A 24324-nucleotide genomic window follows, 5' to 3' on the forward strand; every position below is an offset into this window, starting at 1 on the left:
CTCCCCTTCTTTTTATTTCTACAAGTGAACTGTTTAATATAACCACTATGTTAAAACTAATTTGAGGTGTTGATATCATCGTCATATGTAAGCTGTTGGACAAGGTAGTCAACATTAAAACTTTGATTTAATTCCTTTTGTCTTTCTTTTAGTGTATTCTTCAACTGTTGAAATATAGAATCTAAAAGAATGGAGGAAACATCCTCTCTTTCTTCTTCTGTATTTTGTGTTGTGTAAATGCTTTGAAGTAAATCACTTATAATTGTTTCAAATGAAGATAAAGGTATATCTTCTTTGTTCTCTACCTGTAACAAATCTTGTAAGTTATTTAAGTATTCATTATCGACAATGGTTACAGTGCCTTGTTCCCTTGATGTTGATAGATGTTCATACAGAAATCTCCCAATTAAATACAGAATGGAGTTGGGGTTTAAAAATGCCTCTAATTCTTCTTCTGTATTACGGAAGGTGAGGGTGTCTTTAATTAATAAATTTAGTGTTGTAAGAATTAAATCAGCTTTTTTAAAATCAGGTTTAGAACCCCAAAAATCTTTGCTCTTTAATAATGTTAATAAGTATAAACTTCTTTCATCTAAACCGATGGATTTGAATGGGTTTGATGTTGTGAATGATTTAAGTTCAACCTTAGGGTTTACTAAAGAATCAGCTGTAACTCCAAGTTCGTCTGCTATAATCAATAAATACTCAGTTGATGGTAGTTTTTTACCTATAAAAAAATCACTAACTGTTGATTTATTCAAACCAAGTTTGTTTCGCAAAGAAGTTTGAGTGATTTGAGGTATATTTGTACCTTTCTTAGAATTTGAGTAGGTAATTTCTTTTCTTTTCTTTTCTAAAAGATAATTTGCACGTATTGCAAAAGTCAATTTTAGTATGTCTGTTTTATATGTTTGTGCAAATATATTCAATGTTATAATGTAGGATTTTTCTTTTTCTGCATCTTCAGTGTGTAAAGGGGAAAGTTTTTCAAACCATTTCATTATACGTTTCTCATTTTTAGTAGGGTTTACTATATCTATTATATAAGAAGATAAAAAAGAAACTGTATTATCTACATACATACTTAATGTTTGAAATAATGATATATACTCTATATCTTTTTTGAAGTCAAATGTTTGACTGATTTCTTTGTATGAATAGTTATCATTAGAGTTTTCTGTTGAAGTTGATTTTTCTTTATGAGCAAACTTTAGTTTTCGATAAGTGGAAAGTAGTTCGCTTTTTTCTTGAAAAAACAATTCTAATTCTTTTAATTGATTACCTAAATTGGCAAAAAGGTGTGCATGGTTTATAAAGGAGTCTATAACTTCTGCAGGGGTTACGGGCAATCTTTTCTTTTTATTTACTAAATTTGATTGTAAGTCATTGTATTTTTTTAAAAATCGAATAATTTCAGACATCTTACTGATACTGATTGGTTCTTTTAATTGTTTCATATCGACACCTTACTTTAGCAATTATTTTTTTACCAGTTTAACATAAAAGTAGCATCAATACAATAAAAAACGTAAATGGTCTATACCATATGCTTTCAACCGTAAAAAATAAGATAAAAAAACTTATAATACACAAAAAACAGTAAAATATAAATATTTACGAATATACACGTAAACAAACCTTGTTATTATTGGTCTAAAATAAAATAAGGCAAATTAAGATGCTGAATACCGTTGATTTTTACGGTATTCAGCATTTTTTCAAATTGATGTTTTTAATTTATACTGAATACATAAACAAAGAGAAAATAAAATTCAAAAAGAAAGGCAAAGAAAAACGATAAAAAGTAATAATGACAGAAAGAGTTATGGTTTAAACGATTACAAATATGAAAAAAGAAAGCGAGGGGTTAATCAATGAGAAGTGCATTAGTAAATTATGTAGGAACTGAAAATAAGTTTGAGGGTGTAATACAAAGATGGAGTCATTACTTTGAACCAAATTCGGGCAAGACAATAGCAACTGTTGTAATTGAAGACGTAAGAGATTCAGAGGGTACACCTATCACTAATCATGCTTGGTTAAAGGTGAATAAGAACCTTTTGAAAATCCGTAAAGATTCTAATATTGGGGATAAAATCAAGTTTGAAGCTTATGTAACTGATTATTCCAAAAAGGGTGGTTTTAGAGATTATGGCTTTATGGATGTAAAGGACGTGGTTAGAGTTAGAGAAGATTTAATTATAGAGGATGATTTAGAACAGTCTGTCATTAACCTATATAAAGCAAATTGTACTTATAAAGAGATAGAAAGAATGTTGGGGGTTTATACAGATAAAATCAAGAGAATTGTTAGACAAAATGATGATATGGGGTTTGAGCAGAAAGCATTGCTGACTACTGTGATGAACCTAAGCAATAGAGGTTTTAAGGTAAAAGATATTTCAGAGATAACAGGGTTGTCCGTAGCAACAGTTTATACTTACCTACCGATAAAAAAGAGTGCATAGGAGGATTTACATGAACAAGATTATTCAAATTAAAGGGGTTATTGATATGAACATTATTACAGAAGTATTGGATTTATTGTTATCAAGGGTTGAAAAAGAACAGAATGGTGATTTTTGGAGGCAGGTTTGGCTTTGGCTTTCCTTAAATCCTAATGAGTCTGCATGTGAAGTTCTTAAATATTGTGTTTGGGAGAGTACTACTATGTCTTTAGTGGAGAGAGATTAGCTATAAGGATTTAACAATGTACAAGAAGATGTTTGATATTTTATATGAGGAAACTTATGAAAGCAAGGTTTGGAGGTTGTATGAGAAATATATTCAGAAAGTAGTGATTATAAAGTGAAATTTCGGTGTTCACCGAAATTTCAAATTGAAGGTATTTGCTTTTTTAAGAATTAAATTTAACAACTTCGGTATTCACCGAGAGTTAAGCGAGTGGGAAAACACCTATGCTAAGATTTAAGCATGATAAACAATAAAATATATCAAAATTGAAAGGAAGATTTCAAAATGAGTAAAGTATTTATTCCAAATAAAAGCAGTAAAGAGGTGATTGATGTTATTGTCCAAGAGTTAGAACAAAGTCAAACCTACATAGATGATAGAGAAAATGTTGTAAATAATTTTCTGTATGTGTTTGCAGATGCTTTGTCGGGTGAAGATGTACCTTTTGGTTCTCATTTTATAGATGATGTAGCTCGATACTTTTCAGACTCTATTCTAAATTTTGACGTTGAGATGTTAGATGGTGAATTTAGTAAAAAAGACATGTCAGACTGGAGTGAAATTCAGAAGTTAAGACCTGAGCTACATGAGTACCTTTTAGAAAACCATTATGATTTTATCTATGAAGTTTCTGATTGTTTCCTAAGGAATGTGTGATAGAGGTAAATGTAGGACGATTTTTCGGTGAACACCGAAGTTACAAATCTAAATTCATCTAGTGTTATAAAAATTGAGTTATAACATTTCGGTGAACACCGAGAATAAAGAACCTGAAAATTAGATGGTGTTAAACTGAAAACATAACAAGAAAAAACCTTGAAATAAAAATGAAAGAGGTAAACAAAATGAAAAATACAAGTAATGAAAAGGAGATTAAAGAAATGGGTAAGGTTGAGAAAAAATATCGTGTAATTCTGTTTTATATGTTGGATGAGCCTTATATCTATTCAATACCTGTATCGAGTCTATATGAAGCAGTATTGGTGGGGGAAACAACAATATTCAGTAATACTTTAAAGGAAAGTCATGCAGGTGATAGTGATTGTACTTTGGCTTATGCAGTAGAAAGATACAATGAAGAGCAAGAGACTTGGGAACCTTGGCTTGATGAAAAAGGCAGTGATGATATAACAGCTTATTTGAAGGTAAATGAACCAAATCAGTATAAGACCTTAAACACCTTAAGTAAACACATTGAAGTTGTTGTAGAAGCAGGGGTTGATGAGACCATTGATTATGACGAAGTTGTTGAAAATTGGTCCATGAATGTTTATGAAGATTAAAAAGGAGCTTAAAGAAATGAAAAACACTACTAATAACAGAAATTTAAATAATAAGGAGATTGAAAACATGAAAAAGGTTGATTTTGAAAAGGTAAAGAAGGAAATGGGTATGTATTTGGAGTTGTATAAAACAAAAGGTGAAGCCTACTTGAAAGAGTATGTAGAAACAAAAGAAGATAAGGATTTTACCGAGCAAGAAGCTATTATATTGGATTCTGCATTGAAATCTCTTTGTAAGAGAGGGTCTACGGAGTTCCTTGATGGGTTACTGCAGGTTGATGATGCCTTTGAGTTGCTTAATCTGTTTGACAAATTTAAACCTGTTCCCCCTGTAAGGGTGAAAAAAGAAGATATTTACACTGCCCTTGATATTTATGGTAGGCAGCAAGATGCACGTACAGAGGAAGTGTGGTTAGTACATACATGGATTCTTTACTCTTATGACTTCATTGAAACAATAGTGAGTGCTGCTATTGAAGATTTAGAAGAAACCCTTGATTATATGGAGGATAGGGATTCACTAATCGAAGATTTCTTGGATGCTTTGGCAGATGATATAGATGGTGGAACTATCTTTTCAGCTAACATTAAAGTGGACGTTTTGGAACACATTTCAAATTTAGTGGCAGATTTTGATATTTCTGATTTGGGTTTTGAACCAGAAGACTTTGAAGATTTAGTATGGTACAAGGTGAAAGACTCTCTTAGTTTGGTGGATTATATCTACAGAGAGCATGAGGATTTTATCTATGAAGCAGCAGAGAACATTCTAAGGAATAACTATTAATTATAAGAAAGAAGGTTAATTAAATGAAAAATATAAAGGAGATTAACAACATGAGAAAGATTAAAACCGTAGAGGAAAGAATTGCAGTAAAGCACAAAAGAGAGAAACGTGTTGCAAGGTTTAATAAAGAAGATATTGAAAGTTTTGCCAAGTATGCTTTTAATTGTAATACTTCTGAGTATTCTGATACAAATGCTAAGTTGCGAGAACTGCTTTTTGATGGGTTTAACTTTTGCGAAAAGGAATACTTTTGGGAGATTTATGACAGCTTGGTTGCTAAAGATATGGGTTCAGTTATAGACAATATTTTAGACCTTGTTGTAGAAGAAAGTATTGAACTTGAGGGGTTATACCTTGATAGTACCATGTCTGATTATATTGCTCTACAGGTAGAAGGTTGTTATAGTACCAGTTTAATAGAATTCCTTGTAGATAATTTGACAGATTCTATTATTGCAACTATTGAAGAAGAAGAGTTTGATACTTGTGGTTTTGAAACAGAACTTCTTAAAAAGTACTTTCAAGCCCCTTTTGGTTGTAATTACTTGAATTATCTTGTTAGAAACAGTGATAGCTTACCTGAAATTATCAAATCACTTAGAGATTAGTTATAGAAAGGAGAAGAATTATGGAATTAGATAAAGTTTTTAGTTGTAAAAAGATTGAAGCTGAGGGTAAAGTTAAACTCTTGTCGTTGTGGCATACAGATTCAAATTGTTTGTTGGAAGATTCTGAAGATATACTTAAAAAGTATGGTGACGATTTCAAGGATTATTTTGATGATGCTTTGATAGATTTATGTGCTCATCGATTAGCTGAAGCAACTTTTAAAAAAGTAGTTGAGGACCTTATAGGAGAGTTGGGGGTTGAGGTTTACACTGTAAGAACATTTATAGTAGAAAACCACTGTTTCTTTGTATTAACCATTAATTATTTAAATATTGAAATAGAAAGGAAGTCAAACAATGAAGTTTAAAATTAGTAAGATGTCAGAATTATTAGCAGTAATAGAGTTTATTTGTAACTATTATTCTTTAAAGGTTAAACCCATAGATTTATTCTTAGACCTGAGGTTATACATGAATACATATTGTCCAGATGGGGTCATATATGAAGCAGAGTTAAACAATGCTTTAATACAATTTTCTGTAACACCAATAGAACCTTTGGTAACAATAGAAGATAAGCACACAATCAGTTTTGAAGTATCAGGAAATCAGTGGAGTTTTTCATCTTATCGTGTAGCATAAAATTTTGTGTGATTTGGATTATTCATTAAATTTGTAAGATGAATTGTTATTTTTCTGTTTTGAAAACAGACATGTAAGAATGAGTTAGACATCATGTATTTAAAATTTCTGGACAATCAAAAAAAATATTGGTCATAAAAAACTAAATTAAGTATAAGCAAAAACAATTAAACTTGAAAAACACTTACAGCATTTGAGAAATCTTGTGTTTTGTAGTTTACATAGATTTTAAAACAAAAAAGAAAGAGGTAGATAAAAATGAGAAAACAAGAGGTTCAAAAGATTTTTAAGAATTATGATATAACACTAACAGAATTGAAAGAGGTTTATAGTCGAGTAGTAAAACAAGCAAAGCAATTATGGAAAGAAGATTGTATTCAAGAAGATTCAGGTAGAGGGATTGGAAAATTATATGCACAAGTTGGTTTTAATTCAAATGAAGGTTTAATGGGTAGAGCAGATTGGCATTTTTCTGGTTGGAGTGGTGAAACTGAAGTGTGGTATTATGCTCTAAAAATAAATTTATTAGATGATGCTATGGATTATACAGCAGCAAATGCTTCTGATTACTTGTACGAGGACCCTTATTATAGAAGAACAGGTCAAATATCACAAAAAGCACTTCAAGAATGTTTTAAAGGATATCCTTTAGATTTTAAGACATTTGAAGAAGTAGCGGTAGAATTAGCAGAAGGTTTAGCAGATAAAGGGTAAAAGCTAATTATGAAGGAAGTACAGAAATTATTGAAGTAAGAAAACAAAGATGATAAGTGTACTGTTTTCATTGTGACTAAAGTCTATTCCCCTTTTTAAGGGGATGTTTCAAACAATCTATTTGTATTGAACATATTTCCCCCACACCCAGATGGGGGTGAAATTTAGGGTAAAAATAAAATATTTAAATATTTAGGAGGTATTAATTATGAAGTACATATTAAAAACAGTAACAAATGAAAATGGTGCAATGGTTTTTGATAAGAAAAAAGAGGGTAAAAGCTATGTTTATTTAGCAAAATCCGAAGAAGGACAAACAGGTGTTGTAGGTAAAGATTGGATTCTAAAACATAGAACTGATATTCTAAATTTAGGGGTTTCTGCAGATGAGAAATTGTATCCTATTAAGGTGGAGAATAGAGCAGTATGTGATGTTTGTGGTGGGAAACATAAGATTTCTACTATGTTACCCATTTATATTACAGGAAAAAACGGTCAAGCAGAAAAAACTAATCGTATGATTTGTAAGGGTTGTTTAGAGGAATATAAGGATAAAGGGTTTGTACAGTGTGATGATTGTAAGAAGGTCTTTGATACATATAAAACAGGTTCAAAGGGTTATGATAGTGATTCTTATGGTTTTGGTATCTATCACTCAGCAAACACTGATTTAGGTGGAGTAGATAACCTTTGTACAGACTGTGAGGGTAAGAAGTACTCTGTTTGTAAAGGTTGTGAAAACCCATCCTTTGGGTATTGTATTATAAAGACAAAGGATTTTAGTGCTAAGTACCCTTGCCACAAGTCCTGTGTATCTATGATAAAAGAAGCAGAAGCAAACCGAGAGTAAGTTAAAGCAGAAATCAATAAAGTGGGTAGATAATCTACCCACTTTATTCTAAAAGATTAGAAAGAACAGGAGGTTTCAAATAATGAAAAGTGAAGATTTTCTTTATAGCAAACTGCAAGAAGTATGTAAAGATAAATATAGTGCTGCTGATATAGAAACGGTCTGTTCTTTTCTTATAGCAACACAAAATGAAGGAGAGTTGATAAAACTTGTTGATATTATAAAACAAAGTTCTGTAGAAGAGCAACAGGAATTAATACATGAGTGTGTTAGACTATTTTCACTTACTTATATAAAAACAGTAGAAGTTTTAAGTATAAAGGACAAGCGATTCATATTACCTAAAACAAATACAGGTAAATTTACACAAAAACATAAAGATATACTATATGATTTGGTAGAGCATGAAACTTTGGAGAATCCGGTATACTTATCTATTACAGACACCGGAATTCTTATTGTAGGATGAAATTGATGTTATAATAAAATAACATCAATTTTTTTTGTGCTGACTTTTCAATGTTTTTATCACAGTTACACTTCTTGAGGATGCATATAAGAAGGCGGTGGACATAAATCTATACACTCTCACAGTATATAGATAGAGAGAAAATTAATAAAGAATTAAATAAAGATAAAACATTCAATAAGATTGATAATAAAGAGAAAATAAAAGAAGAGAGATTTGTTATAGTCTTCTTAGTCCTTTGATTATTATAGGTTATTTGGCTAATAATGTTTGTTTGTTCTTTATGTTAATTGGTATAGTCGTTGTGTTTATTGTCATGGTTATTAAAGATATAAAGGTTTTTTAATTAATTTAGTAAGTTTCATCATTCTAAGAAAGAGGTGTCAGCATGAATTTAATAACAATTTTAGATATAGTAGCAAGCATAATAAATAAATCCCCCTCCCTACAGAGTGGAGATAACGAAATTATAGCCAAACTGGCGTCAGATATTAGTGTTTACACTTTAGATAATAGACTGATATTCACCAAGTTAAAACAATCTGAACCTATAACTAAGGAATTACTAGAGACCCCTTACCTACTTGCGCCATATATCTTTTTTACTTACAAATCTAATCGTTGGTTTGCTGAGGAAGCAAACCACGTAGAGATGTGGAATAGGATGGTTGATTTTAAGGAATATGAGGATTCAATCCGTATAGCCTTAGTAGGGTTTGATAGTGTATCAAACCCCAATTTCAAAGTTAATATAGAAACAAGAAAACAGACGTTAATTGTCAGAGTAGTATAATATGAGGAAGGTGTTATTATGGAACAGTATAGTAGTTTATCAGATATATTTGGTATCGTAGTTTTTGAAATGATAAGAAGATTGGGTACTAAGAATGAAAAGAAGGCTTATGAAATCATATTTCGTAATCTAGCAAGAGATATGAATCAAAATCGTAAATTATCTTGGTTTAAGATAGAGAGTGAAGATATAGAAGATAAGGGTATTTCGTTTATAATTGATTTTTATAAGAAAGTAATACCATCTGAGTTCTTAGTTATTACTTATGTAGATATATTGGGTAAATCTGGTATCACAATAGATAGGTTTAAAACAGAGGAAGACGTGTTATCTTTCGTGGATACTCAATCACCAGAAGACCCCAAACCAATCATTGTCTCCAATAACACTTTGTTAGAGATAGTAGATACAAACACACCGTTAGGTGTGAAAAGGGTATTAAGAGAAGCAGGGTATCCAGTAAGCAAAACCCTAAAAGACCTTTATCAGGATGATTTATACATGCAAGAGGATTATTGGGATATGATAAAAGAAGATAAAATCCTTATCCTTCAAACATCCTCAAAACAATTTACTAAAACTACTCAGGAAGACCTTGAGAGGTATCTTCTTTAAATTACATATATTTTTTGTACCGTAAGGGGGAGGTGTCTACGACACCTCCCCCTTACTCTGTAATTAGATTGATTTAGTGATTTAGGTTAATTAGGGTGTGTTAATAGAGGGTATAGCATAGCAGCACAGAAAGGGTTATAATGGTCGTAGGCAGGCTATAAGGACTTCATAGGGTAAAATTCCGTAGATAAGTATTAAAAGGGTATTCAGTGAGCTCGTAGAGCCTTCAATACCTGTAGGGTTTATTCAATATTATCGAGGGTAAATCAGAGGTAAGGTTTTTCTAAACATAATCACATCCTAAAGGTAAGATTACTTGTTTTTCAAGGTAAGATTTTTCTGACCAATATTTTCTTCAAGGGTAAGATTACTTGATAAAGTCCTTCTGTTTTCTTATTTAAGGGTATATTTAAGAACCTACTTTAACATACTCAAAGATAACTTACATAATAACATCTATGCTTTTTTCTTGTCGAAAACCTTTATACCCGTTATACTGTACAAGAGTATCTTTCACAAAAGATAAAGAGGGTAATAAAGTATGACTATAAGTGACCTGATTTTAAATGTCAAAGCCTTAGGTTTTGATTCCGTGATTTATCAATCAGATATAAAAACAGAAGAAGATATAAAGGATTATCAGGGAAAAGGGTATAATGTTTCTCTTACAGAAGAACAGTTTAAAAACCAGTTTCCTATTGACCCTTCCTGTGTAGCCTATAGTCCTTCAATCTCAAACAGTTCTTTCTACTTTAATCGTAATACCTTAGCAGCCTTACCACTACACCTAGAGTTATTGCAGTTGGGTATGGGAGATTATAAGGAGCAGTTGCCACAGGTTATTGAGAGTAGAGAGCAAGAAGTTCTCAATAATGATTATTTGGGGTCAATCTTGTCTTTGACTGATTCTATGAAAATAGAATATTTTAATATGTTGATAGAAAAGGGTACAGTAGAAGGTCTTTATACCCTATTCTTCTCTGTCTATACTTCTGCTGATTTTGGTTTCAAGGGCATTTCTCCGGAGAATTTTGAATTAATCGTATCTACCAAAACAAAGTCAGATATGAAGAAAACTGAAAACCAGTTAAAAGACCTACCCGAAACCCTCACAATCTATCGTGGTGAGGGTAGTCAAAGTACTCCTACAAATAAGGCTTACTCTTGGACTTTAGATATAAATATGGCTAATTTCTTTGCTTGTCGTTTGAGTATGGATGAAGCTCAAATAATAACAGCAAGGGTGAATAAGGATAAAGTTGTAGATTGTTTTATCAAGGACAGTAATGAAAAAGAAGTGATAGTAAGACCTTCCGATATTGAAATAGTAGATATGCAGACAATAAAGGGTATTGAAGATTTGGATGACATCTTCCCTGCTGTTATAGATACTTATAAAGATTTTAGAGAGACCATGCTTACATTGAACTTTGCCCAGGACTCTTCTGTGCATGGAAAGGAACATACAGCGAGGGTGTTGCTCTTATCCCTAATACTATCTGAATTGTTGAATCTACCTCAGTCAGATAGAAAAATACTGTCTACTGCTGCTATCTATCATGACACTAAACGGGTAAATGATAATATTGATTTAGAGCATGGGTATTACAGCAGCCTTTATTATCAATCCAACGTAACCAAACCAGACCCCACAGTGTCTTTCTTAATAGAGTATCATTGTAGACCAGATGATGAGGGTTATGAGGAAATCAAGAGGAACAGGGTATTGAGTAAGAATAGGACTAAAACCCAGTTCTTGTTTAATCTTTTCAAGGATGCAGATGCCTTAGACAGGGTAAGGTTTGGTCTGCAGGACCTTGACGTGAATCAACTAAGATTACCAGAATCTAAGTCTTTACCTTTAATTGCTCGTATCTGTTTGGAACAACTTAAAATCTAACCCACACAATCAATATAAATCATATTTCACGTAGAGAAGGGTGTGCTGCCGGCAGCACACCCTTCTCTTTTAGATTGAGGTAAATAGGTTGTATATTGATAATAAGTGTTTAGGGTATTAAGGAGAATCACATTTCACTCAAGGATATATCTTGAAAAAATATAAAATTTTGATGTCTTTCTGAAAACTTTCAGAAAGACATTTTTATTATACAAAACCATCTAAACTCACATATGTTGAAATTGCAACCTAAAAATAAGAGATTGGACAGTTATAAAAAAGATTTGTTTAGATATTTTTAGATTTTAATACATGTATGAAGATTTAATAACATGTATCAAATTTTTATGGACAATAAGAAATAATTTAAGTAAAGGTCAAAGGAAAGATAGTTTTATAAGGGGGTTACAGAAATGGAGAAGATAAAAAATCAGTTAAGTCAGTTGGCTTTGGAGTTGGAAAGAGTGCAATTGAGTAAAGAAAGGGTTTTGGAGATAAAAGAAATCACTTTATCAATAGCATCAAACATAGATAAAAATTATGATACAGGTTTTTTGGTTGGTGCTGTCAGTGAGTGTTATAAAAAAGAAACCCGTTATGTGAGAAGACAAGTCAAAAGAGCTATCAAACTGTTATTAGCTTTTACAAGTATTACATCGTAAATAAAGGGTCTTAGAAAGGGAGTAATCATAATGTTTGAAAAAGAATATAGAGATTTAGAGATTTGTGGTCAGAGGATTGAAAATGTGAAAAAACATATTGAAGAAGCAAAGATGTATGAGTTTGACCTTATACACAGAGAAATCTATAAAATAGCCATGTTGATTGATTTAGTTGCAGAGCACAAGTATGGGACAACACTATATAAGTTAGAAAAGGCAAAACAATTCAAATCAATCAAGACTTTGGAGTATTGTACGGAATATTTGGATGCCCTTTTAAGATTAGCAACAGAGCACCTTAGGGTAAAGGAAGCAGAAGAAGCCTTAAAGAATCAAGAAGTACCAGCATAAGGGGGTGTGGATATGAAGGTAGAGATATTTGGGTTGGAATTTGAAACAGATGAAATTGCTACCCCAGAGCAGTTAAGGGGTCAAATGGGTATTAGGTCAGCCACAGCCGGTTGTCAATTGAGACGTTTGGGTAGATTTAACACACCAGACTTTGATTTATTGGTAAATGAGGTGATTAGGGGTCGTTTGACTGTTGATTGTATAGAAGAAGTTTATACTACAGCAACTGTAATAGCTAATATTCTGGAAAAGGGTTTAAGTAGAAAAGATTTTGTGATTTTAAGAAGTTTGTATTACAACTACGAGGAAATTTTAGAGTTAGCTTCCCCAACGTTTAATATGAATAGTTTTATTGAAGGAGAGGGTTTTACAAACATAGAGGTAGAAAGTGTATATGGTATTACAGCAAAGACTAAAAAGGATTGGTACGTAGACTATCAAACAGTAAAGGAGATGGGGTTATGAGCAAATATGGTTGGGTAGATGAGTGTAATATTTTATTAGAGCAAGTATCAACTCTTAGTAACTCTCAGGAAGAAGTCTTAGCGGCTTGTTTAAATCTATTTAAACCATATGAAGGTGAACTAGTAGAGCTGATAGATAATTTAAAAGGTATACGGGACCCATTAAGAGGTTTTGTGCCTTATGGGATAAGAAAAGAAACCCATGAGACTTTTAAATATACGTATTCTTGTACGGATTCAGCAATTAAATCTTTGTATACACTAAAAAAAGATTTGAAGTTATATGTAGCAAGGTTAACCATACCTTTAATAAGTTCTTCAAATAATGTATCAGCTACCAATTCCGAAAAGTTTAAAGAGTACGAAGAAGATTTATTAAGTGTAGCAAATAAATTGGATATTTTAAGAGTTCTTTTGGAAGATACAATTTTGAAAGATACAAAAGAACAAAATCGAGAAGTGTTGAGGGTAGTACGTAAAACAATAAAAGAAATAATTAATAATTTATGTTGGTTAACAGGAGAAATAGATAAGAATGTGAATGAAGTTATAAATTCGTTTGTAGTTTCAAAAGTAGTTTAAATTATTAGGAGGTAATTAAAATGAAAAAGATATTTAGTTTAGTTTTAAGTTTAGCAATGATAGCAAGCTTGGGTATTACACCTGTTTTAGCACAGGAAGTAACACCAAAGGAGACAAACAGATTTGAGTTAGTAGATATGAGCATAGTAGAAACAGGAACCTACAGGGTTACAGCAACAGATAAACCAGGTGGTTACTTGATTATTGAAGACAATCAGGGTAATTTAGTAGATTTTGTAATTGCTATAGAATCAACCTATGGGTACATTTTTATTGATTCTGCTTTCAAAGGCCTGTCTTACACCTACTATAATGTGAATTTAGAGTTAGTAGATACAAAGGATTTAGGGGTTTCAGGGAAGCATATCTACACCCATGCAGGTGTTCGTGATTATGACCCAATTATAGATGGTGAGTATATCCCTAAGATAACAGATTTAAGTACATATACAGACGAGCAGGTTTTAGCAGAGTTTAATTAAACACTTTGTTTTGGTTGAAAGGAGGATAAGAATTATTTGAAGGGAGGCGAGTATGGGGGCATATGCCCCCATACGTGAGGGTATGAGTGCAGCTATTGGAATATATGAGGGAAATGTAATAAAAGTTATAACAGTAGATAACAATGGTAATCCTGCTTTTTTAGGCGCTTTGTTGTATGGAAAATATCAAACTCAAGAGAGGGTAGAAAAAATATTTAAGTTAGGTGATTTAGTAGAGTTATGTGAACGTTTAAAACCCGAGTCAAGCATAGGACATTATGTTTTAAAAGATGGTAGTAAAGTAAAAGAAGTGAGATTACAAGAAGGGGTTACAATATCCAAGCATAGAGATATAAGGCAGGTAGATGGGGATTTAATCAAGAAAAACAAGCCTATTAAACCCCGTATTTATCCAAATCCTTTCACAATTTATGCGAGTGAGGGTGTTGAGTTTGTTTATATCTATAAGCCTAATTGTGAAGAATGGGAAACTTGGGGTCAACATTACAAAACTCATAAATTTGAAAAATTAGTTATTGATTATATGTTTTATATCAAAAATTTAGAGAATCGTGAGGATATAACAGATTTGACTTTAAAAGAAAAGGAGAAGTTAAGTTATTTAAAGAAAGGAAAATAGGAGGTGAAATAAGTGAAAACTAAAATATTGTCGTTTTTATTAGTAATTACAATGATAACAGCTACTCCCCTTTCTGTATTTGCTGAAGATATAGCAGATAAGGGTTTAGACACTACATCAGATACAAATATTGAGAATATTTCAAACATAAATGATTCAGATGATAGTTCAATCAGTGAAGCAGATTTAGATGGGAATAAAGAAGAAATATTTGAACCTACTTCCCCACCTGAGGAAGATAGTACAGCAACAGTAGAGGAAGAACCTATGATAGCAGAACCAGAGGTTACATTGAATGAGGGTGAATTAACAGATGAAAACCCCATAGAATCTGAACCGATAGAATCTGAACCTATTGAGGATGAGCCTATTGTTGAGGATGAACCTATTGTTGAGGATTTACCTATGGTAGAAGAATCAGAGGCAACACCTTCAGAGGATTCAACAGAGTCTTCAAATAATGAGGGTAATCCCATAGAGGAAGGGTCAGTTGAGGAAGAACCAATAGTAGAGGGTGCAGTGGAAGAACCTGTTGTGGAAATCACAGATGAGCAGCCTAGTGAAGAGCAAGTTACAGATACAGATACAGCTACTGCAGAACCACAGATATTTTTTGTTACAGAGGGTCTTTCTTTAACAAGAGCAGCAGATACTTTAACCTTACAAGGTAAGTATCCTTGCGAGAACGGCACAGGTGTAGACGTTAAGTTAGTGGCCATACAGGTGGTTCCCTTAAATGATTGGGTATTGGTTGGCTCAGAAGTTGATTTCATTAATGGTAGAGAGGGGTTAAAAGAGTTCAGGCTTACAGTTAATGGTCAGGTTATTGTTAATACACTTGAAAATGGTGTTGCTTTAATTGAGGACCAGGTTGAGTTATTAAATGGGGCTTCTGTTGATATTCCAGTAGAAATAGAAATGGGTCCTTTCAAGGAAAGCTTCAATGACGAACTATTATCTCTCGTATTGGTTTTTGAGGAAATTATAAATGAAGAACCAGAGGGGGGTATATTCGAAGAACCTACAAATGATGAAGTGAGTGATTCCCTTGCAGATGAACAAGAAGTTATAAATGATAATGATAGTGAGAATGTTTTACCAGAGGATGAGATTTTGCCTGAGGAAAAGGAGCAAATAGAGGATAGTCCTATGGAATCACCTGACACAGCAGACACAGCAGATACAACCGGCACAGCAGACACAACGGATACAGCAGATTCAACAGGCACAGAGGAAACCAGTCAAATTGACCCTCAACCAGAGGACAACCATTCTGAGGTCGTAGAAGAAACACCAACAGAAGGGGCAGAAAGTGCAGTAGATAATTCACAGGATGGGGTCGATTTTTCAGACCCCACACCTGAATAATAATCAAATTTTTAAGTGGACATAAGAGTAGTACTTCAAGAGACTTTTTTAGAGTTCAGGCAGCATGATAGGAGTTTTTGACAGAAGGAAAAATTATATTAGTTTAGAGATTATAAATTTGTTATTTGATTTTTAGAAAATATGTAAACAAAGAAATTAAGGGGGTTTTTGATATGGTAAAAAATCAAAAAGGTTTAAGAATTTTTGGCTTTATGTTTGCCTTATTCTTAATAATTAGTGTAATAGCACCTATATCTATATTTGCAGACGAAGAAAATTTTAAAACAGTAACTTTTACAGATAGTAAAATTACAGCAGATAGTCTAGCAGAACAGATGGGTGCAAAAGATGGGGTTTATAAAAGTGGAAATGTAAGTTATAAGGGTGGTGTACTAACAGTAACAACAAAAGGTGAACCCTATAATATTTTAAAAGTTACGGATGGTAAAATTCAGATTGACCCTGTAGCTTTTCAAGAAGCTAAACAAAAAGATGTAACAAAAGCAATGAGATTATTTACAGATGCTATATCCAATGTAGGTGCTAATGGTGATACCGTTCAGCAAATTATGGGTGACCTTCAAGAAGCAGACTCTAATGTAAGTTCTGTAATGTTACCTTTAATATTTGAGAGTACAAAGGGGGACATGTATCAAGCATATAAAATAACAAGTCCTTTCCTGAATGTATTAAGTATAGTTATAGGTATAGGAGCAGTTTGCCTTATCCTATTCCTAATATTCTCTACTGTAATGGATTTAGCCTATATAGGTTTACCTATATGGAGAAATGTTCAAGCGGATAAAGCAGAGGGTAAAGGTAAAAACCCATTTGGTGTTTCTTATGAAGCTATGACAACAGTAAATGAAATAGAAAAGGGCCTTGCCGGTGGAGATGGCGGATACAAAAATGCTTACCTATTATACTTCCAACGTAGGGTAATCACATACATAGTTTTAGCCATTTGTATTATGTACTTAATCGGTGGTGGATTAAGTGGTATTATTGGGTTTGTCTTAAGTTTAGTTGGTGGAATAACAGGTTAATTAAAGATAAAGGTAGGTTTCTGAAATGCGAATAACAGAATTGAATTATAAAAATTTCTTAGAATTAGAGCCTACCTTTCTAAGTTTGGATATATCCGTTAGAAGCACAGGTTGGGTTTTAAGTACTGATAAAAATATATCTTTTGGTATAAATAGCTTAAAGGTGGAGGATGAATTAGGTAGAAGATTAGAATTTAGAACTTTTTTACTAGACCTTATAGGTAATAAACATATTCCAGTTATTTTCGTTGAAGATGTTTATGGTGGTGTGAATTTTAAAACAGTGAAAGGGTTAATACAATTAAATACTATTGTTGATGATTTAAAAGCTGATAAACTAATACTTGTAGAGGCTATAAAGAGAATAGACAATAAAAAGTGGAAAAAGTATTTAAAGCAAGCGGCAAACTATAAGTTAGGTGCAGAGAAAAATGATAAAGAAATAGTGACTAGCTGTTTAAATGAGTTGGGTTTTAATTTAGAAGTGAAACAAGACGTGTATGATGCTTTGGGTATGGCTGTAGGTGTAATTTACAAAGACAAAGTATTAAAGGTCTAATAAGATTAAAGTTTGTTAGAAATTATAGAGTAAAAATCATAAGGAGGTTTTTAATATGAAAATGTTTGAGAATAGAATGTTGAATTTATTAGGTGCAATTTTGTTTGGGGTATTTGGATTATTGTTTTTTGGTTTAAATTGTATGTTATTTGTTTCGTGTAACACAGTTTATTGGGTTTTTGTGGGCCTATGTGCTTTAAGCTTTATAGCAGCATTCATGTTTAGTGACAATGCAAAGAGTTTAAAGATAGGTAAAGGAGTAAAGTGGAGTTAACCCTCCACTTTATTTCTAAAAGCACATATGTATGGGGGTGTCAAAATGAAGAGAAGGTGGTTATTAGGTTTTTTAATAGTGTTTGTTTTGACTGTACTTAATACAACCTTTGTGTTTGCTGCTGAGTTTGATGAAACTTCATCTGATGTTATTACAATATCAGGTGGGCAGATAACAAGTAAAGAGTTTGAATATGCTTTTAAGACAGCTAATTTAGCTTTTGGTATTGATAGAAGTGATGGTTTGATAGTTCCATACAAAAATAATGATAATGTAGTGGCAATAGAAAAAGGTGGTGTTCTTTATATAGATAAAAATATATGGAACAACATTTCTAAAAATCAGTTGGCTAAATCCATGCATTTCTTTATGAGTGGTTTAGAGGCTCAAGAAAACACAACAAACAAAGAGGCTATTATTACTTTTATGAAGGATATGCAAACCGTAGATGAGGATGTGGGTAGAATTGTCTTTTTGGCTATTTACAGTGAGTTTAAAGCAGATATGACTACAACATATAATATAACCAAACCTGCCTTTGGCATAGTAAATATTGTTTTTGGGGTAGGTGCTATTATTCTAATTGTTATTTTATTGACATCAACAGTGCTTGACCTTGCATATATAGGTTTACCTATTTGGAGAGAGTTTGATATTACAAACGGGGGTAAACCTAATGTACTGATTTCATATGATGCAGTTTTTGTGGTTAAAGAAAAGGAAAAGTATTTTGATAACTATACAAATGTTTATCTGAACTATCTTCTTAAACGGTCGTGGTCTTACATCGTATTAGCAGTTTGTATTACATACTTAATAGCAGGTGGGTTTAGTGATATTCTAAGTTTCATTCTAAGTTTGGTGAGTGGTTTTACAAGTGCTTAGAAATAGGTTAAATAAAGGGGTTTGTGTAGATGTATTGATTGAGAGAAAAATATGAAAAAACGTAAGGAGTATGTTTAAATGAAAATGAAAACAATGTCATTTATATTAGTAAGTTTAATAATGGTGGGTACATCGTTCAATGTGTTTGGGTATGAGGGTTATAAAGCAATACATCAAAAAGGTGGAGTTTTCAATTCAAATATGACGTTAGAGGTTATAGATACAAAACAAGCATCAATCTTCTCTGTAACAGTTCCTCTTAAGGTATCAGGAACGACACCTATAACAGTTGTAGCGGATAATCCTGATACTTTGGTTTCCATAGCTGATGAGACTAAGACGATAAATAAATTGGATTTAACTGTAGATTCAAATATTGTAAGGATAACAGAGCCTGAATCTAAAGCCTCCATAGTTGAGAGATTAAATCAGCAGGTTAGAGAGAGTATGATAACCACGTCTATAATAACACAACCTGTATTTATCAACGGTGAATCAGCGGGGGTTATAAAGATAAAGAATGTTGAGGGTAATAAACATCCCCAAAAGGTTGAGATACAGTTAAAAGACACTAAAGAGGTAGTATATACTTCCTCAGTTTTAAATATTGGAGACAGTATAGAAGAAATAAAATTATCAAAGGGTTTAGGTAAAGGTACATATCCTTGTATAGCTTATTTTATGAGTATGCAAGATGATACGGTCATAGGTAAAACGGGTGTGGAAATTGTCTTGAATATACAAAACTAATATAAATTAAGAGATACATGTAAGTCAAACAACTCACATGTATCTCTTTTTTATGGCTATAAAATCTACTTTCTTTTAAAGGAAAAAGAAAGGGAGTAGATTTTTATGAAAAATATAGTTCGTTTATTGCAAGGTGATTGTAATGCTTTGTTTGAAAAGCTAGAGGATAGTAGCATAGATTTAATAGTTACAGACCCTCCGTATGGTGTGGGATATTCAGTGGGTTTTGATGATAGTTTAGAATATGTCAAAAGCAATATTGAGTTTTGGTTAAAGCAAATGTATAGGGTATTGAAAGAAGGAAGGCATTGCTATATTTTCATTCCAACCAAACAAGCAGGGTTATGGTTGTCACAAATTCAAGAGGTTTTCACTTTTAATAATATTTTAACTGTAAGAAATTATACGACTTCTCAACATAGTAAAAACAATTTTCAATATAATAATCAACTCATTGTGTATTGCAGTAAGGGTATACCTAATGACTTGCATCTGTATGATTTTTTCAAGACTTCGGAGAGCTGGTTAAACGATAGTCGTAATAAAAATCCTAACCTATATACCTATACATATCCAGCATTTATAGGTAGTTGTTTTGCCAATGTTAAAAGAACCAGGAGCAAACAAGATAATGGTCATCCTTGTGCTAAAAATCCTGAATTGTTAAGGTTGCTTGTAAACCTATCCTCTAACCCCGGGGATGTTGTTTTTGACCCTTTTATGGGTGGTGGTTCTACCGGACTGACAGCATTGAACGAGCAGAGGGGTTTCATAGGGTTTGAGAAGAACACAGAGTATTTCAACACCCTCAAAGAGTCATTTGAGAGTGTAGCAGTATGGAGAGATACCACAATTCAGTATGATTGAATGATATTTAAGGTTTTTTTACACTTTTAAAAAATAATAATTTTTAAAGCTGGGCACCAGAAGCACAAAAACAACATGTGTCTTAAATACTGAGCAAACAACCTTATTACATGGTCATAAATACGTATCTTTATTTAAAGGTAGAGGAAGAAGTGACTAACAATAAGGGGGAATTTCCAATGGAGAAAGAAATTTCGAGTGGTACCATGCTTGGTATCGTTTTAATTGCATTAGCCGCAGTTATAGGTTTAGGTTTTGGTGTCTTCTCAATAGCTAAAGGTGTAGCCAATGAAGGAACCGTGGGAGTTCAAGATAATTTGGGTACTGTATCTGAATCAGCTTTTGACGATTATAATGATAAGATTGTAACAGGAACAATGGTTAAATCAGCCGTTCAAAACTTTACGGGTAAGCCGGTGGCTATATTAATCAGTACTAATGCTATGCATAAAGGTGTTGTAACTAATAAAGCACATGAAATATCCTATGTATTTAAAATTGGTGACCGTGACTACATAAATTATAATGCACTATTGGCATCTGATACTGTAGGAGAAGAAAAAGGGGACCCTATAAGTGCTACAAACCCTATAAAAGGTGAGGGTTCGACTAAACTCATAAATGAAAATGGTATTACAGCTAATATTAAGGATGGATTACTTATTGTTGCAAATCCTTTTGCAATCAATCAGTCCACGGGTAAAGTAGAATTTGATAATAGTATAGGTGGTTTTAGCCGTTCTGGTAACTGTGAGTATTTAGCTGCTTCTGCTAAGTTTGAAGCAAACTTGATAAGAGATACTTCGGGTACTACAATTGGAGTTATATTTACTCAAATGACAAAATAAAAAAAAGAAAGGATGTTAAACAAACATCCTTTCTTTACTTAAGCAAAAAGTTACGATAAGATGATTTAACCTAAAAGACTTTTAAAGTAAGGGAGGTTAAGTCAAGATGAAACTAAATGCAAAAAGTATACTGCAAACGGTTGAAATACAGGCAATAGAAAAGGAAATGGATATTCTAAGAGACCAGTATTTTTATGATGCAAAACACGAAGATTTCAATGCCTTATACTATGAGTTTTTAGAAGCAACAAACAAAGATGGTTTAAGTTTAAGCAAAAGATTATCTGTCTGTGAGGGCTTTTTTCTAAAAGCCGTTGCCTACATGAATCTTTACTACCCAGATTATCGGATGGATGTTGACCTTCTAACTTTTGGACTTGCTGAGGAAATGCCAAAACAACCTAAGAATCATAAAAATACTAAAACTTCCAAGACTTCTAAGACTTCCAAAGGCAGAACTAAAAAGAGAACTACAAAAAGCAGACTTCGTGGGTAAAATTTCATGTGCATAGAGAATGATTTGAAAAGTCTACCTATTGAGGTTAAAGTAATAAGAAATAATCTTAGGGGTCCTACGGTTGATTTGGATTTGTTGATAGAAGAAGTCAGATACAAAGAACATGGTTTAAGCTTAGAAGATAGATTGCTGCTTTGGAAGGAACTACTTGAAAAAGTATTACAAATTCAAAGTGAAGATGAAAAGTCATATTGTTATGATGATTACTGATATAAGGTTTATGTTTTTTGAACATAAACCTTATATTTTTTATAAAGTATTTTTACTATAAAATCAAGCAATCTTACTGTAATTAAATATGCTGAAATTAAAGGTATTCTCTACAAGATGAATATCTTTTTGTTTTTTATACAACACAGTTTTTTGCTTAACAGGGACATAAATATACCTTTAATGGACAGTAAAGAGGACATAAAAAAGTATATTACTATATAGAAAGTTTTGGAGGGATTATTTATGAGAGAGTATGATTTTGATGTATGTTTAGAAAGATATAAGTATTTTAGAAATGAAAACTATGCTGTAATTAAAAAACTTAATGAATTGAGAAAAGAGATAAGATTCCTTATGCAATTTGATAAAGATTCCGCAGAGCAGGTAATACAAGGAATCTATGATAAAAATATGGACTTAGAAGATACAGCAGAAGTTTTAGGTATCCCCTCCTGGGATTTGTACTTTTTTTTAACAGAAAAGAATCTGTTAAAAGAAAAGGAGAAGAAAGGTGGTGTGATATATGAAGACATCGGGTTTAAGGGATATAACCTATTTAAAGAATAAAATAGCGGAATTAGATGTGTGTCTTCAATCCAGAATAACATCTCAAAATTTTGAAAGTTTTATATTAACTGCAACTTTGGTGGCTTGTAAGATAGATGCCTTAAAACCTAATTCTGCTTTAGAGCAGTATGTACGTAACAAAAATTTTTTGCAAAGCAGAAAAAGAAACAGAGCTATCCAAATTTTTAAAGTCCTAAAAAACAGTGTTGAAGACATTGAAACCTCTTTTTTAATAGAAGAGACTAAGAAAAATCAAGAGTTAGGTAATGATTGTTGTAAATCTAATAAAGGTATTGAAAAATTGGATTTATTAAAACTGCAACTTGATTTAGCTAAACAGAAGGGTTTCTATTTAATGTATCACAACAAAGAAAAAGTAGCTATTCAAGAGGAAATTCTTACAGTAGCAGCCCATGTTGTTCAGGAGTTGGGTTGTGTAGATGATTTGGTGTACCATGTTATGAAAAAGTTCCAGACCCTTGAAGATTTTAAGGATTTAGATTATGTGACAACAACAGAAGAGTTGATAATATCCGAGTGCTACACAGTATTGTTTAAAACTTTAATAGACCTTCGATACGAGTAAAAGGAAGTGATAAAGATGTTAATAAATTATGGTGATGAAGGGTATGTTGAAAATTTAAGACCAACCCAATCAAAACAAATGAACGAGGTTCAGAGGTTGAAACTAATGAAGAATCAAACCATCAAGACTATTACAGAGTTAGAAGAACAGTTGGAGAGAGAAAAAATAAGGTTAAAAAAAGTTGAAAAAGATATACAGGCTTACTGCAATCATGAATTAAAGGCTAAATATTCTGATAGGCTACAAGCTATAAGTAAAAAGGAAGCAATTATAGAGTATTTCAATGTAGGTATGCCAGAAAACACTATTGCTACGACCACAGGAACTTCCTTAAGCTACGTGTATAAAATCCTTTCTGTTTACAGAAAAGAAAAGGGTATAAAGCCTAACGAAAAGGCCGTAAAGACACAGCAGAGAATACTATCTTTGCTAAATATGGGGCTGAAGGAGACAGAGGTGGCTTTACAGGTAGGGGTCTCCCCTCAGTATGTCAATCAAGTTAAGAAGAAATATGAAAGTAGTAGAAGGGGTTGATGTCTTTGAAAAAGTTGACTTCTACTGAAAAGAAAGAAATAAAAACAATGTTTAATCATGGATATTCCGTTATTGAAATTTGTAAACATTTTAAAACAGAACAGCCTAATGTATTACAAGTTTTGAATCAATACAAATTTGTTGAATATCGAAAAAATTTATTCAATCTGTCTTTACTATATAAAATTAAAGAGTTAAATACTAAAGGGCTATTGAAAAAAGAAATAATGAAGAAGCTGGAAATTTCTTTGAAACACTTAAATTTTTACTTCTATTTGATTAAACTAAGGTACCCAAATGATGAGTTTGATAGACTGGGTTTTGCTAGAGAAGATATTTTCAAACTAATTGCATTAGCAGAAGAAGGTTATACCAATATTGAGATAGGTTTGGAAATGGGGAAGAAAAAAGGGACTGTGCAAAAGTGCTTAAATTATTTGATGCAATATGGAGTAGTAGTTAAAAGGGGCCACATAAAGTATTCGGATGGTTTTAATTTATCTGATTTAAAAGAAGAATCAGAAGTGTCTACTCCTAAAACATTTGAAAGTATAGATAAAGATATAGATACTCAAACAAAAGGAAAATTTATGAGTCTGAAAAATAAAGGGTTGACGGATGAAGAAGTGTCTATGGAGTTACATATAAGCATGACAACAATAAAACAGTTAAAAGAAGAATGTGAAAAGTATAAAATCTTTTTCAGTAATTAATTGGAAGAAGTGTATGTGATGAAATTAAAAAGATTATATAAATGGAAGGAGAGGTGCTTTA

34 protein-coding genes are annotated in these 24324 nt (G+C 32.2%); 33 read left to right on the plus strand and 1 reads right to left on the minus strand.

What is annotated here, in order from left to right:
* Positions 1-56: 56 nt before the first annotated feature.
* The gene (locus tag U5921_RS11495; protein ID WP_324823476.1) at positions 57-1457 is read right to left on the minus strand and encodes a helix-turn-helix transcriptional regulator; all 1401 of its coding nucleotides are present in this window, start codon (positions 1455-1457) and stop codon (positions 57-59) included.
* A gap of 417 nt (positions 1458-1874) precedes the next feature.
* On the opposite strand from U5921_RS11495, the gene U5921_RS11500 reads away from it, so the two are divergent.
* From U5921_RS11500 to U5921_RS11660, 33 genes are all read left to right on the plus strand, one after another.
* Complete coding sequence (locus U5921_RS11500; protein WP_324823478.1) at positions 1875-2468, plus strand: hypothetical protein; 594 nt, start codon at positions 1875-1877, stop codon at positions 2466-2468.
* A gap of 10 nt (positions 2469-2478) precedes the next feature.
* Positions 2479-2694, plus strand: a complete 216-nt coding sequence (locus tag U5921_RS11505; RefSeq protein WP_324823479.1) for a hypothetical protein — start codon at positions 2479-2481, stop codon at positions 2692-2694.
* 285 nt (positions 2695-2979) lie between these two features.
* A complete protein-coding gene (locus U5921_RS11510; RefSeq protein WP_324823481.1) occupies positions 2980-3351 on the plus strand; it encodes a hypothetical protein in 372 nt (123 codons plus the stop codon).
* Between the two features lie 188 nt (positions 3352-3539).
* Entirely contained in the window at positions 3540-3977 is a 438-nt protein-coding gene (locus tag U5921_RS11515) for a hypothetical protein (protein WP_324823483.1), read from the plus strand.
* Complete coding sequence (locus tag U5921_RS11520; protein ID WP_324823485.1) at positions 3967-4764, plus strand: hypothetical protein; 798 nt, start codon at positions 3967-3969, stop codon at positions 4762-4764. The genes U5921_RS11515 and U5921_RS11520 overlap by 11 nt, the downstream gene beginning before the upstream one ends.
* A 50-nt stretch (positions 4765-4814) precedes the next feature.
* Positions 4815-5372 (plus strand): hypothetical protein, encoded by a 558-nt coding sequence (locus tag U5921_RS11525; protein WP_324823487.1) that lies wholly within the window; start codon positions 4815-4817, stop codon positions 5370-5372.
* Positions 5373-5392: 20 nt separating this feature from the next.
* The gene (locus tag U5921_RS11530; RefSeq protein WP_324823489.1) at positions 5393-5740 is read left to right on the plus strand and encodes a hypothetical protein; all 348 of its coding nucleotides are present in this window, start codon (positions 5393-5395) and stop codon (positions 5738-5740) included.
* Positions 5730-6014, plus strand: a complete 285-nt coding sequence (locus tag U5921_RS11535; RefSeq protein ID WP_324823491.1) for a hypothetical protein — start codon at positions 5730-5732, stop codon at positions 6012-6014. Before U5921_RS11530 ends, U5921_RS11535 begins: the two co-directional genes overlap by 11 nt.
* Before the next feature lie 258 nt (positions 6015-6272).
* Entirely contained in the window at positions 6273-6728 is a 456-nt protein-coding gene (locus U5921_RS11540; RefSeq protein ID WP_324823493.1) for a hypothetical protein, read from the plus strand.
* A 208-nt stretch (positions 6729-6936) separates the two neighbouring features.
* A complete protein-coding gene (locus U5921_RS11545; RefSeq protein ID WP_324823496.1) occupies positions 6937-7578 on the plus strand; it encodes a hypothetical protein in 642 nt (213 codons plus the stop codon).
* 82 nt (positions 7579-7660) lie between these two features.
* A complete protein-coding gene (locus U5921_RS11550) occupies positions 7661-8047 on the plus strand; it encodes a hypothetical protein (protein WP_324823498.1) in 387 nt (128 codons plus the stop codon).
* 388 nt (positions 8048-8435) lie between these two features.
* Entirely contained in the window at positions 8436-8840 is a 405-nt protein-coding gene (locus U5921_RS11555) for a hypothetical protein (RefSeq protein ID WP_324823500.1), read from the plus strand.
* 18 nt (positions 8841-8858) lie between these two features.
* Positions 8859-9455, plus strand: coding sequence for a hypothetical protein (locus U5921_RS11560; RefSeq protein ID WP_324823502.1), 597 nt, complete (start codon positions 8859-8861; stop codon positions 9453-9455).
* 541 nt (positions 9456-9996) lie between these two features.
* A complete protein-coding gene (locus tag U5921_RS11565) occupies positions 9997-11355 on the plus strand; it encodes a hypothetical protein (RefSeq protein ID WP_324823504.1) in 1359 nt (452 codons plus the stop codon).
* A 413-nt stretch (positions 11356-11768) separates the two neighbouring features.
* Positions 11769-12017 carry a hypothetical protein gene (locus U5921_RS11570; RefSeq protein WP_324823506.1) on the plus strand — a complete coding sequence of 83 codons (249 nt, stop codon included), beginning with the start codon at positions 11769-11771 and terminating at the stop codon, positions 12015-12017.
* Between the two features lie 30 nt (positions 12018-12047).
* Entirely contained in the window at positions 12048-12368 is a 321-nt protein-coding gene (locus tag U5921_RS11575; protein ID WP_324823507.1) for a hypothetical protein, read from the plus strand.
* A gap of 12 nt (positions 12369-12380) precedes the next feature.
* Positions 12381-12833 carry a hypothetical protein gene (locus tag U5921_RS11580; protein WP_324823509.1) on the plus strand — a complete coding sequence of 151 codons (453 nt, stop codon included), beginning with the start codon at positions 12381-12383 and terminating at the stop codon, positions 12831-12833.
* Positions 12830-13414, plus strand: a complete 585-nt coding sequence (locus U5921_RS11585) for a hypothetical protein (RefSeq protein ID WP_324823511.1) — start codon at positions 12830-12832, stop codon at positions 13412-13414. The genes U5921_RS11580 and U5921_RS11585 overlap by 4 nt, the downstream gene beginning before the upstream one ends.
* 20 nt (positions 13415-13434) lie before the next feature.
* Positions 13435-13896 (plus strand): hypothetical protein, encoded by a 462-nt coding sequence (locus U5921_RS11590; protein WP_324823513.1) that lies wholly within the window; start codon positions 13435-13437, stop codon positions 13894-13896.
* A gap of 52 nt (positions 13897-13948) precedes the next feature.
* Positions 13949-14536, plus strand: coding sequence for a hypothetical protein (locus U5921_RS11595; RefSeq protein WP_324823515.1), 588 nt, complete (start codon positions 13949-13951; stop codon positions 14534-14536).
* Between the two features lie 12 nt (positions 14537-14548).
* Positions 14549-15904 carry a hypothetical protein gene (locus tag U5921_RS11600; RefSeq protein WP_324823517.1) on the plus strand — a complete coding sequence of 452 codons (1356 nt, stop codon included), beginning with the start codon at positions 14549-14551 and terminating at the stop codon, positions 15902-15904.
* Between the two features lie 173 nt (positions 15905-16077).
* Positions 16078-16950: a hypothetical protein gene (locus tag U5921_RS11605; protein ID WP_324823519.1), complete on the plus strand. Its 873-nt coding sequence runs from the start codon at positions 16078-16080 to the stop codon at positions 16948-16950.
* Positions 16951-16975: 25 nt separating this feature from the next.
* Positions 16976-17509 (plus strand): hypothetical protein, encoded by a 534-nt coding sequence (locus U5921_RS11610; protein WP_324823521.1) that lies wholly within the window; start codon positions 16976-16978, stop codon positions 17507-17509.
* Between the two features lie 55 nt (positions 17510-17564).
* On the plus strand, positions 17565-17783 hold the full coding sequence (locus tag U5921_RS11615) for a hypothetical protein (RefSeq protein ID WP_324823522.1): 219 nt from the start codon (positions 17565-17567) through the stop codon (positions 17781-17783).
* Between the two features lie 45 nt (positions 17784-17828).
* Positions 17829-18668, plus strand: a complete 840-nt coding sequence (locus tag U5921_RS11620) for a hypothetical protein (RefSeq protein WP_324823523.1) — start codon at positions 17829-17831, stop codon at positions 18666-18668.
* 78 nt (positions 18669-18746) lie between these two features.
* Positions 18747-19418 carry a hypothetical protein gene (locus tag U5921_RS11625; RefSeq protein ID WP_324823524.1) on the plus strand — a complete coding sequence of 224 codons (672 nt, stop codon included), beginning with the start codon at positions 18747-18749 and terminating at the stop codon, positions 19416-19418.
* Between the two features lie 105 nt (positions 19419-19523).
* Positions 19524-20285, plus strand: a complete 762-nt coding sequence (locus tag U5921_RS11630) for a DNA-methyltransferase (protein WP_324823525.1) — start codon at positions 19524-19526, stop codon at positions 20283-20285.
* A 179-nt stretch (positions 20286-20464) separates the two neighbouring features.
* A complete protein-coding gene (locus U5921_RS11635; RefSeq protein ID WP_324823526.1) occupies positions 20465-21133 on the plus strand; it encodes a hypothetical protein in 669 nt (222 codons plus the stop codon).
* 106 nt (positions 21134-21239) lie between these two features.
* Entirely contained in the window at positions 21240-21629 is a 390-nt protein-coding gene (locus U5921_RS11640) for a hypothetical protein (protein ID WP_324823527.1), read from the plus strand.
* Between the two features lie 477 nt (positions 21630-22106).
* On the plus strand, positions 22107-22430 hold the full coding sequence (locus tag U5921_RS11645; protein ID WP_324823528.1) for a hypothetical protein: 324 nt from the start codon (positions 22107-22109) through the stop codon (positions 22428-22430).
* Positions 22387-23016, plus strand: coding sequence for a hypothetical protein (locus U5921_RS11650; RefSeq protein WP_324823529.1), 630 nt, complete (start codon positions 22387-22389; stop codon positions 23014-23016). Before U5921_RS11645 ends, U5921_RS11650 begins: the two co-directional genes overlap by 44 nt.
* 15 nt (positions 23017-23031) lie before the next feature.
* A complete protein-coding gene (locus tag U5921_RS11655; protein ID WP_324823530.1) occupies positions 23032-23550 on the plus strand; it encodes a hypothetical protein in 519 nt (172 codons plus the stop codon).
* A gap of 5 nt (positions 23551-23555) precedes the next feature.
* A complete protein-coding gene (locus U5921_RS11660; protein WP_324823531.1) occupies positions 23556-24263 on the plus strand; it encodes a hypothetical protein in 708 nt (235 codons plus the stop codon).
* The last annotated feature ends 61 nt before the right edge of the window (positions 24264-24324 follow it).

Origin of the sequence: Sinanaerobacter sp. ZZT-01, assembly GCF_035621135.1 — a bacterium.
Classification (GTDB): domain Bacteria; phylum Bacillota; class Clostridia; order Peptostreptococcales; family Anaerovoracaceae; genus IOR16.

Excerpts from the sequence above, each read along its gene's own strand:
- U5921_RS11535 (WP_324823491.1), top strand. The coding sequence starts at position 5,730 with ATGAAGTTTAAAATTAGTAAGATGTCAGAATTATTAGCAGTAATAGAG.
- U5921_RS11590 (WP_324823513.1), top strand. The coding sequence starts at position 13,435 with ATGAAAAAGATATTTAGTTTAGTTTTAAGTTTAGCAATGATAGCAAGC.
- U5921_RS11550 (WP_324823498.1), top strand. The coding sequence starts at position 7,661 with ATGAAAAGTGAAGATTTTCTTTATAGCAAACTGCAAGAAGTATGTAAA.
- U5921_RS11575 (WP_324823507.1), top strand. The coding sequence starts at position 12,048 with ATGTTTGAAAAAGAATATAGAGATTTAGAGATTTGTGGTCAGAGGATT.
- U5921_RS11540 (WP_324823493.1), top strand. The coding sequence starts at position 6,273 with ATGAGAAAACAAGAGGTTCAAAAGATTTTTAAGAATTATGATATAACA.
- U5921_RS11560 (WP_324823502.1), top strand. The coding sequence starts at position 8,859 with ATGGAACAGTATAGTAGTTTATCAGATATATTTGGTATCGTAGTTTTT.
- U5921_RS11495 (WP_324823476.1), bottom strand. The coding sequence starts at position 1,457 with ATGAAACAATTAAAAGAACCAATCAGTATCAGTAAGATGTCTGAAATT.
- U5921_RS11630 (WP_324823525.1), top strand. The coding sequence starts at position 19,524 with ATGAAAAATATAGTTCGTTTATTGCAAGGTGATTGTAATGCTTTGTTT.
- U5921_RS11500 (WP_324823478.1), top strand. The coding sequence starts at position 1,875 with ATGAGAAGTGCATTAGTAAATTATGTAGGAACTGAAAATAAGTTTGAG.
- U5921_RS11570 (WP_324823506.1), top strand. The coding sequence starts at position 11,769 with ATGGAGAAGATAAAAAATCAGTTAAGTCAGTTGGCTTTGGAGTTGGAA.
- U5921_RS11645 (WP_324823528.1), top strand. The coding sequence starts at position 22,107 with ATGAGAGAGTATGATTTTGATGTATGTTTAGAAAGATATAAGTATTTT.
- U5921_RS11585 (WP_324823511.1), top strand. The coding sequence starts at position 12,830 with ATGAGCAAATATGGTTGGGTAGATGAGTGTAATATTTTATTAGAGCAA.
- U5921_RS11530 (WP_324823489.1), top strand. The coding sequence starts at position 5,393 with ATGGAATTAGATAAAGTTTTTAGTTGTAAAAAGATTGAAGCTGAGGGT.
- U5921_RS11615 (WP_324823522.1), top strand. The coding sequence starts at position 17,565 with ATGAAAATGTTTGAGAATAGAATGTTGAATTTATTAGGTGCAATTTTG.
- U5921_RS11525 (WP_324823487.1), top strand. The coding sequence starts at position 4,815 with ATGAGAAAGATTAAAACCGTAGAGGAAAGAATTGCAGTAAAGCACAAA.
- U5921_RS11510 (WP_324823481.1), top strand. The coding sequence starts at position 2,980 with ATGAGTAAAGTATTTATTCCAAATAAAAGCAGTAAAGAGGTGATTGAT.
- U5921_RS11565 (WP_324823504.1), top strand. The coding sequence starts at position 9,997 with ATGACTATAAGTGACCTGATTTTAAATGTCAAAGCCTTAGGTTTTGAT.
- U5921_RS11555 (WP_324823500.1), top strand. The coding sequence starts at position 8,436 with ATGAATTTAATAACAATTTTAGATATAGTAGCAAGCATAATAAATAAA.
- U5921_RS11635 (WP_324823526.1), top strand. The coding sequence starts at position 20,465 with ATGGAGAAAGAAATTTCGAGTGGTACCATGCTTGGTATCGTTTTAATT.
- U5921_RS11545 (WP_324823496.1), top strand. The coding sequence starts at position 6,937 with ATGAAGTACATATTAAAAACAGTAACAAATGAAAATGGTGCAATGGTT.
- U5921_RS11520 (WP_324823485.1), top strand. The coding sequence starts at position 3,967 with ATGAAGATTAAAAAGGAGCTTAAAGAAATGAAAAACACTACTAATAAC.
- U5921_RS11650 (WP_324823529.1), top strand. The coding sequence starts at position 22,387 with ATGAAGACATCGGGTTTAAGGGATATAACCTATTTAAAGAATAAAATA.
- U5921_RS11610 (WP_324823521.1), top strand. The coding sequence starts at position 16,976 with ATGCGAATAACAGAATTGAATTATAAAAATTTCTTAGAATTAGAGCCT.
- U5921_RS11605 (WP_324823519.1), top strand. The coding sequence starts at position 16,078 with ATGGTAAAAAATCAAAAAGGTTTAAGAATTTTTGGCTTTATGTTTGCC.
- U5921_RS11515 (WP_324823483.1), top strand. The coding sequence starts at position 3,540 with ATGAAAAATACAAGTAATGAAAAGGAGATTAAAGAAATGGGTAAGGTT.
- U5921_RS11655 (WP_324823530.1), top strand. The coding sequence starts at position 23,032 with ATGTTAATAAATTATGGTGATGAAGGGTATGTTGAAAATTTAAGACCA.
- U5921_RS11505 (WP_324823479.1), top strand. The coding sequence starts at position 2,479 with ATGAACAAGATTATTCAAATTAAAGGGGTTATTGATATGAACATTATT.
- U5921_RS11620 (WP_324823523.1), top strand. The coding sequence starts at position 17,829 with ATGAAGAGAAGGTGGTTATTAGGTTTTTTAATAGTGTTTGTTTTGACT.
- U5921_RS11625 (WP_324823524.1), top strand. The coding sequence starts at position 18,747 with ATGAAAATGAAAACAATGTCATTTATATTAGTAAGTTTAATAATGGTG.
- U5921_RS11580 (WP_324823509.1), top strand. The coding sequence starts at position 12,381 with ATGAAGGTAGAGATATTTGGGTTGGAATTTGAAACAGATGAAATTGCT.
- U5921_RS11595 (WP_324823515.1), top strand. The coding sequence starts at position 13,949 with ATGGGGGCATATGCCCCCATACGTGAGGGTATGAGTGCAGCTATTGGA.
- U5921_RS11640 (WP_324823527.1), top strand. The coding sequence starts at position 21,240 with ATGAAACTAAATGCAAAAAGTATACTGCAAACGGTTGAAATACAGGCA.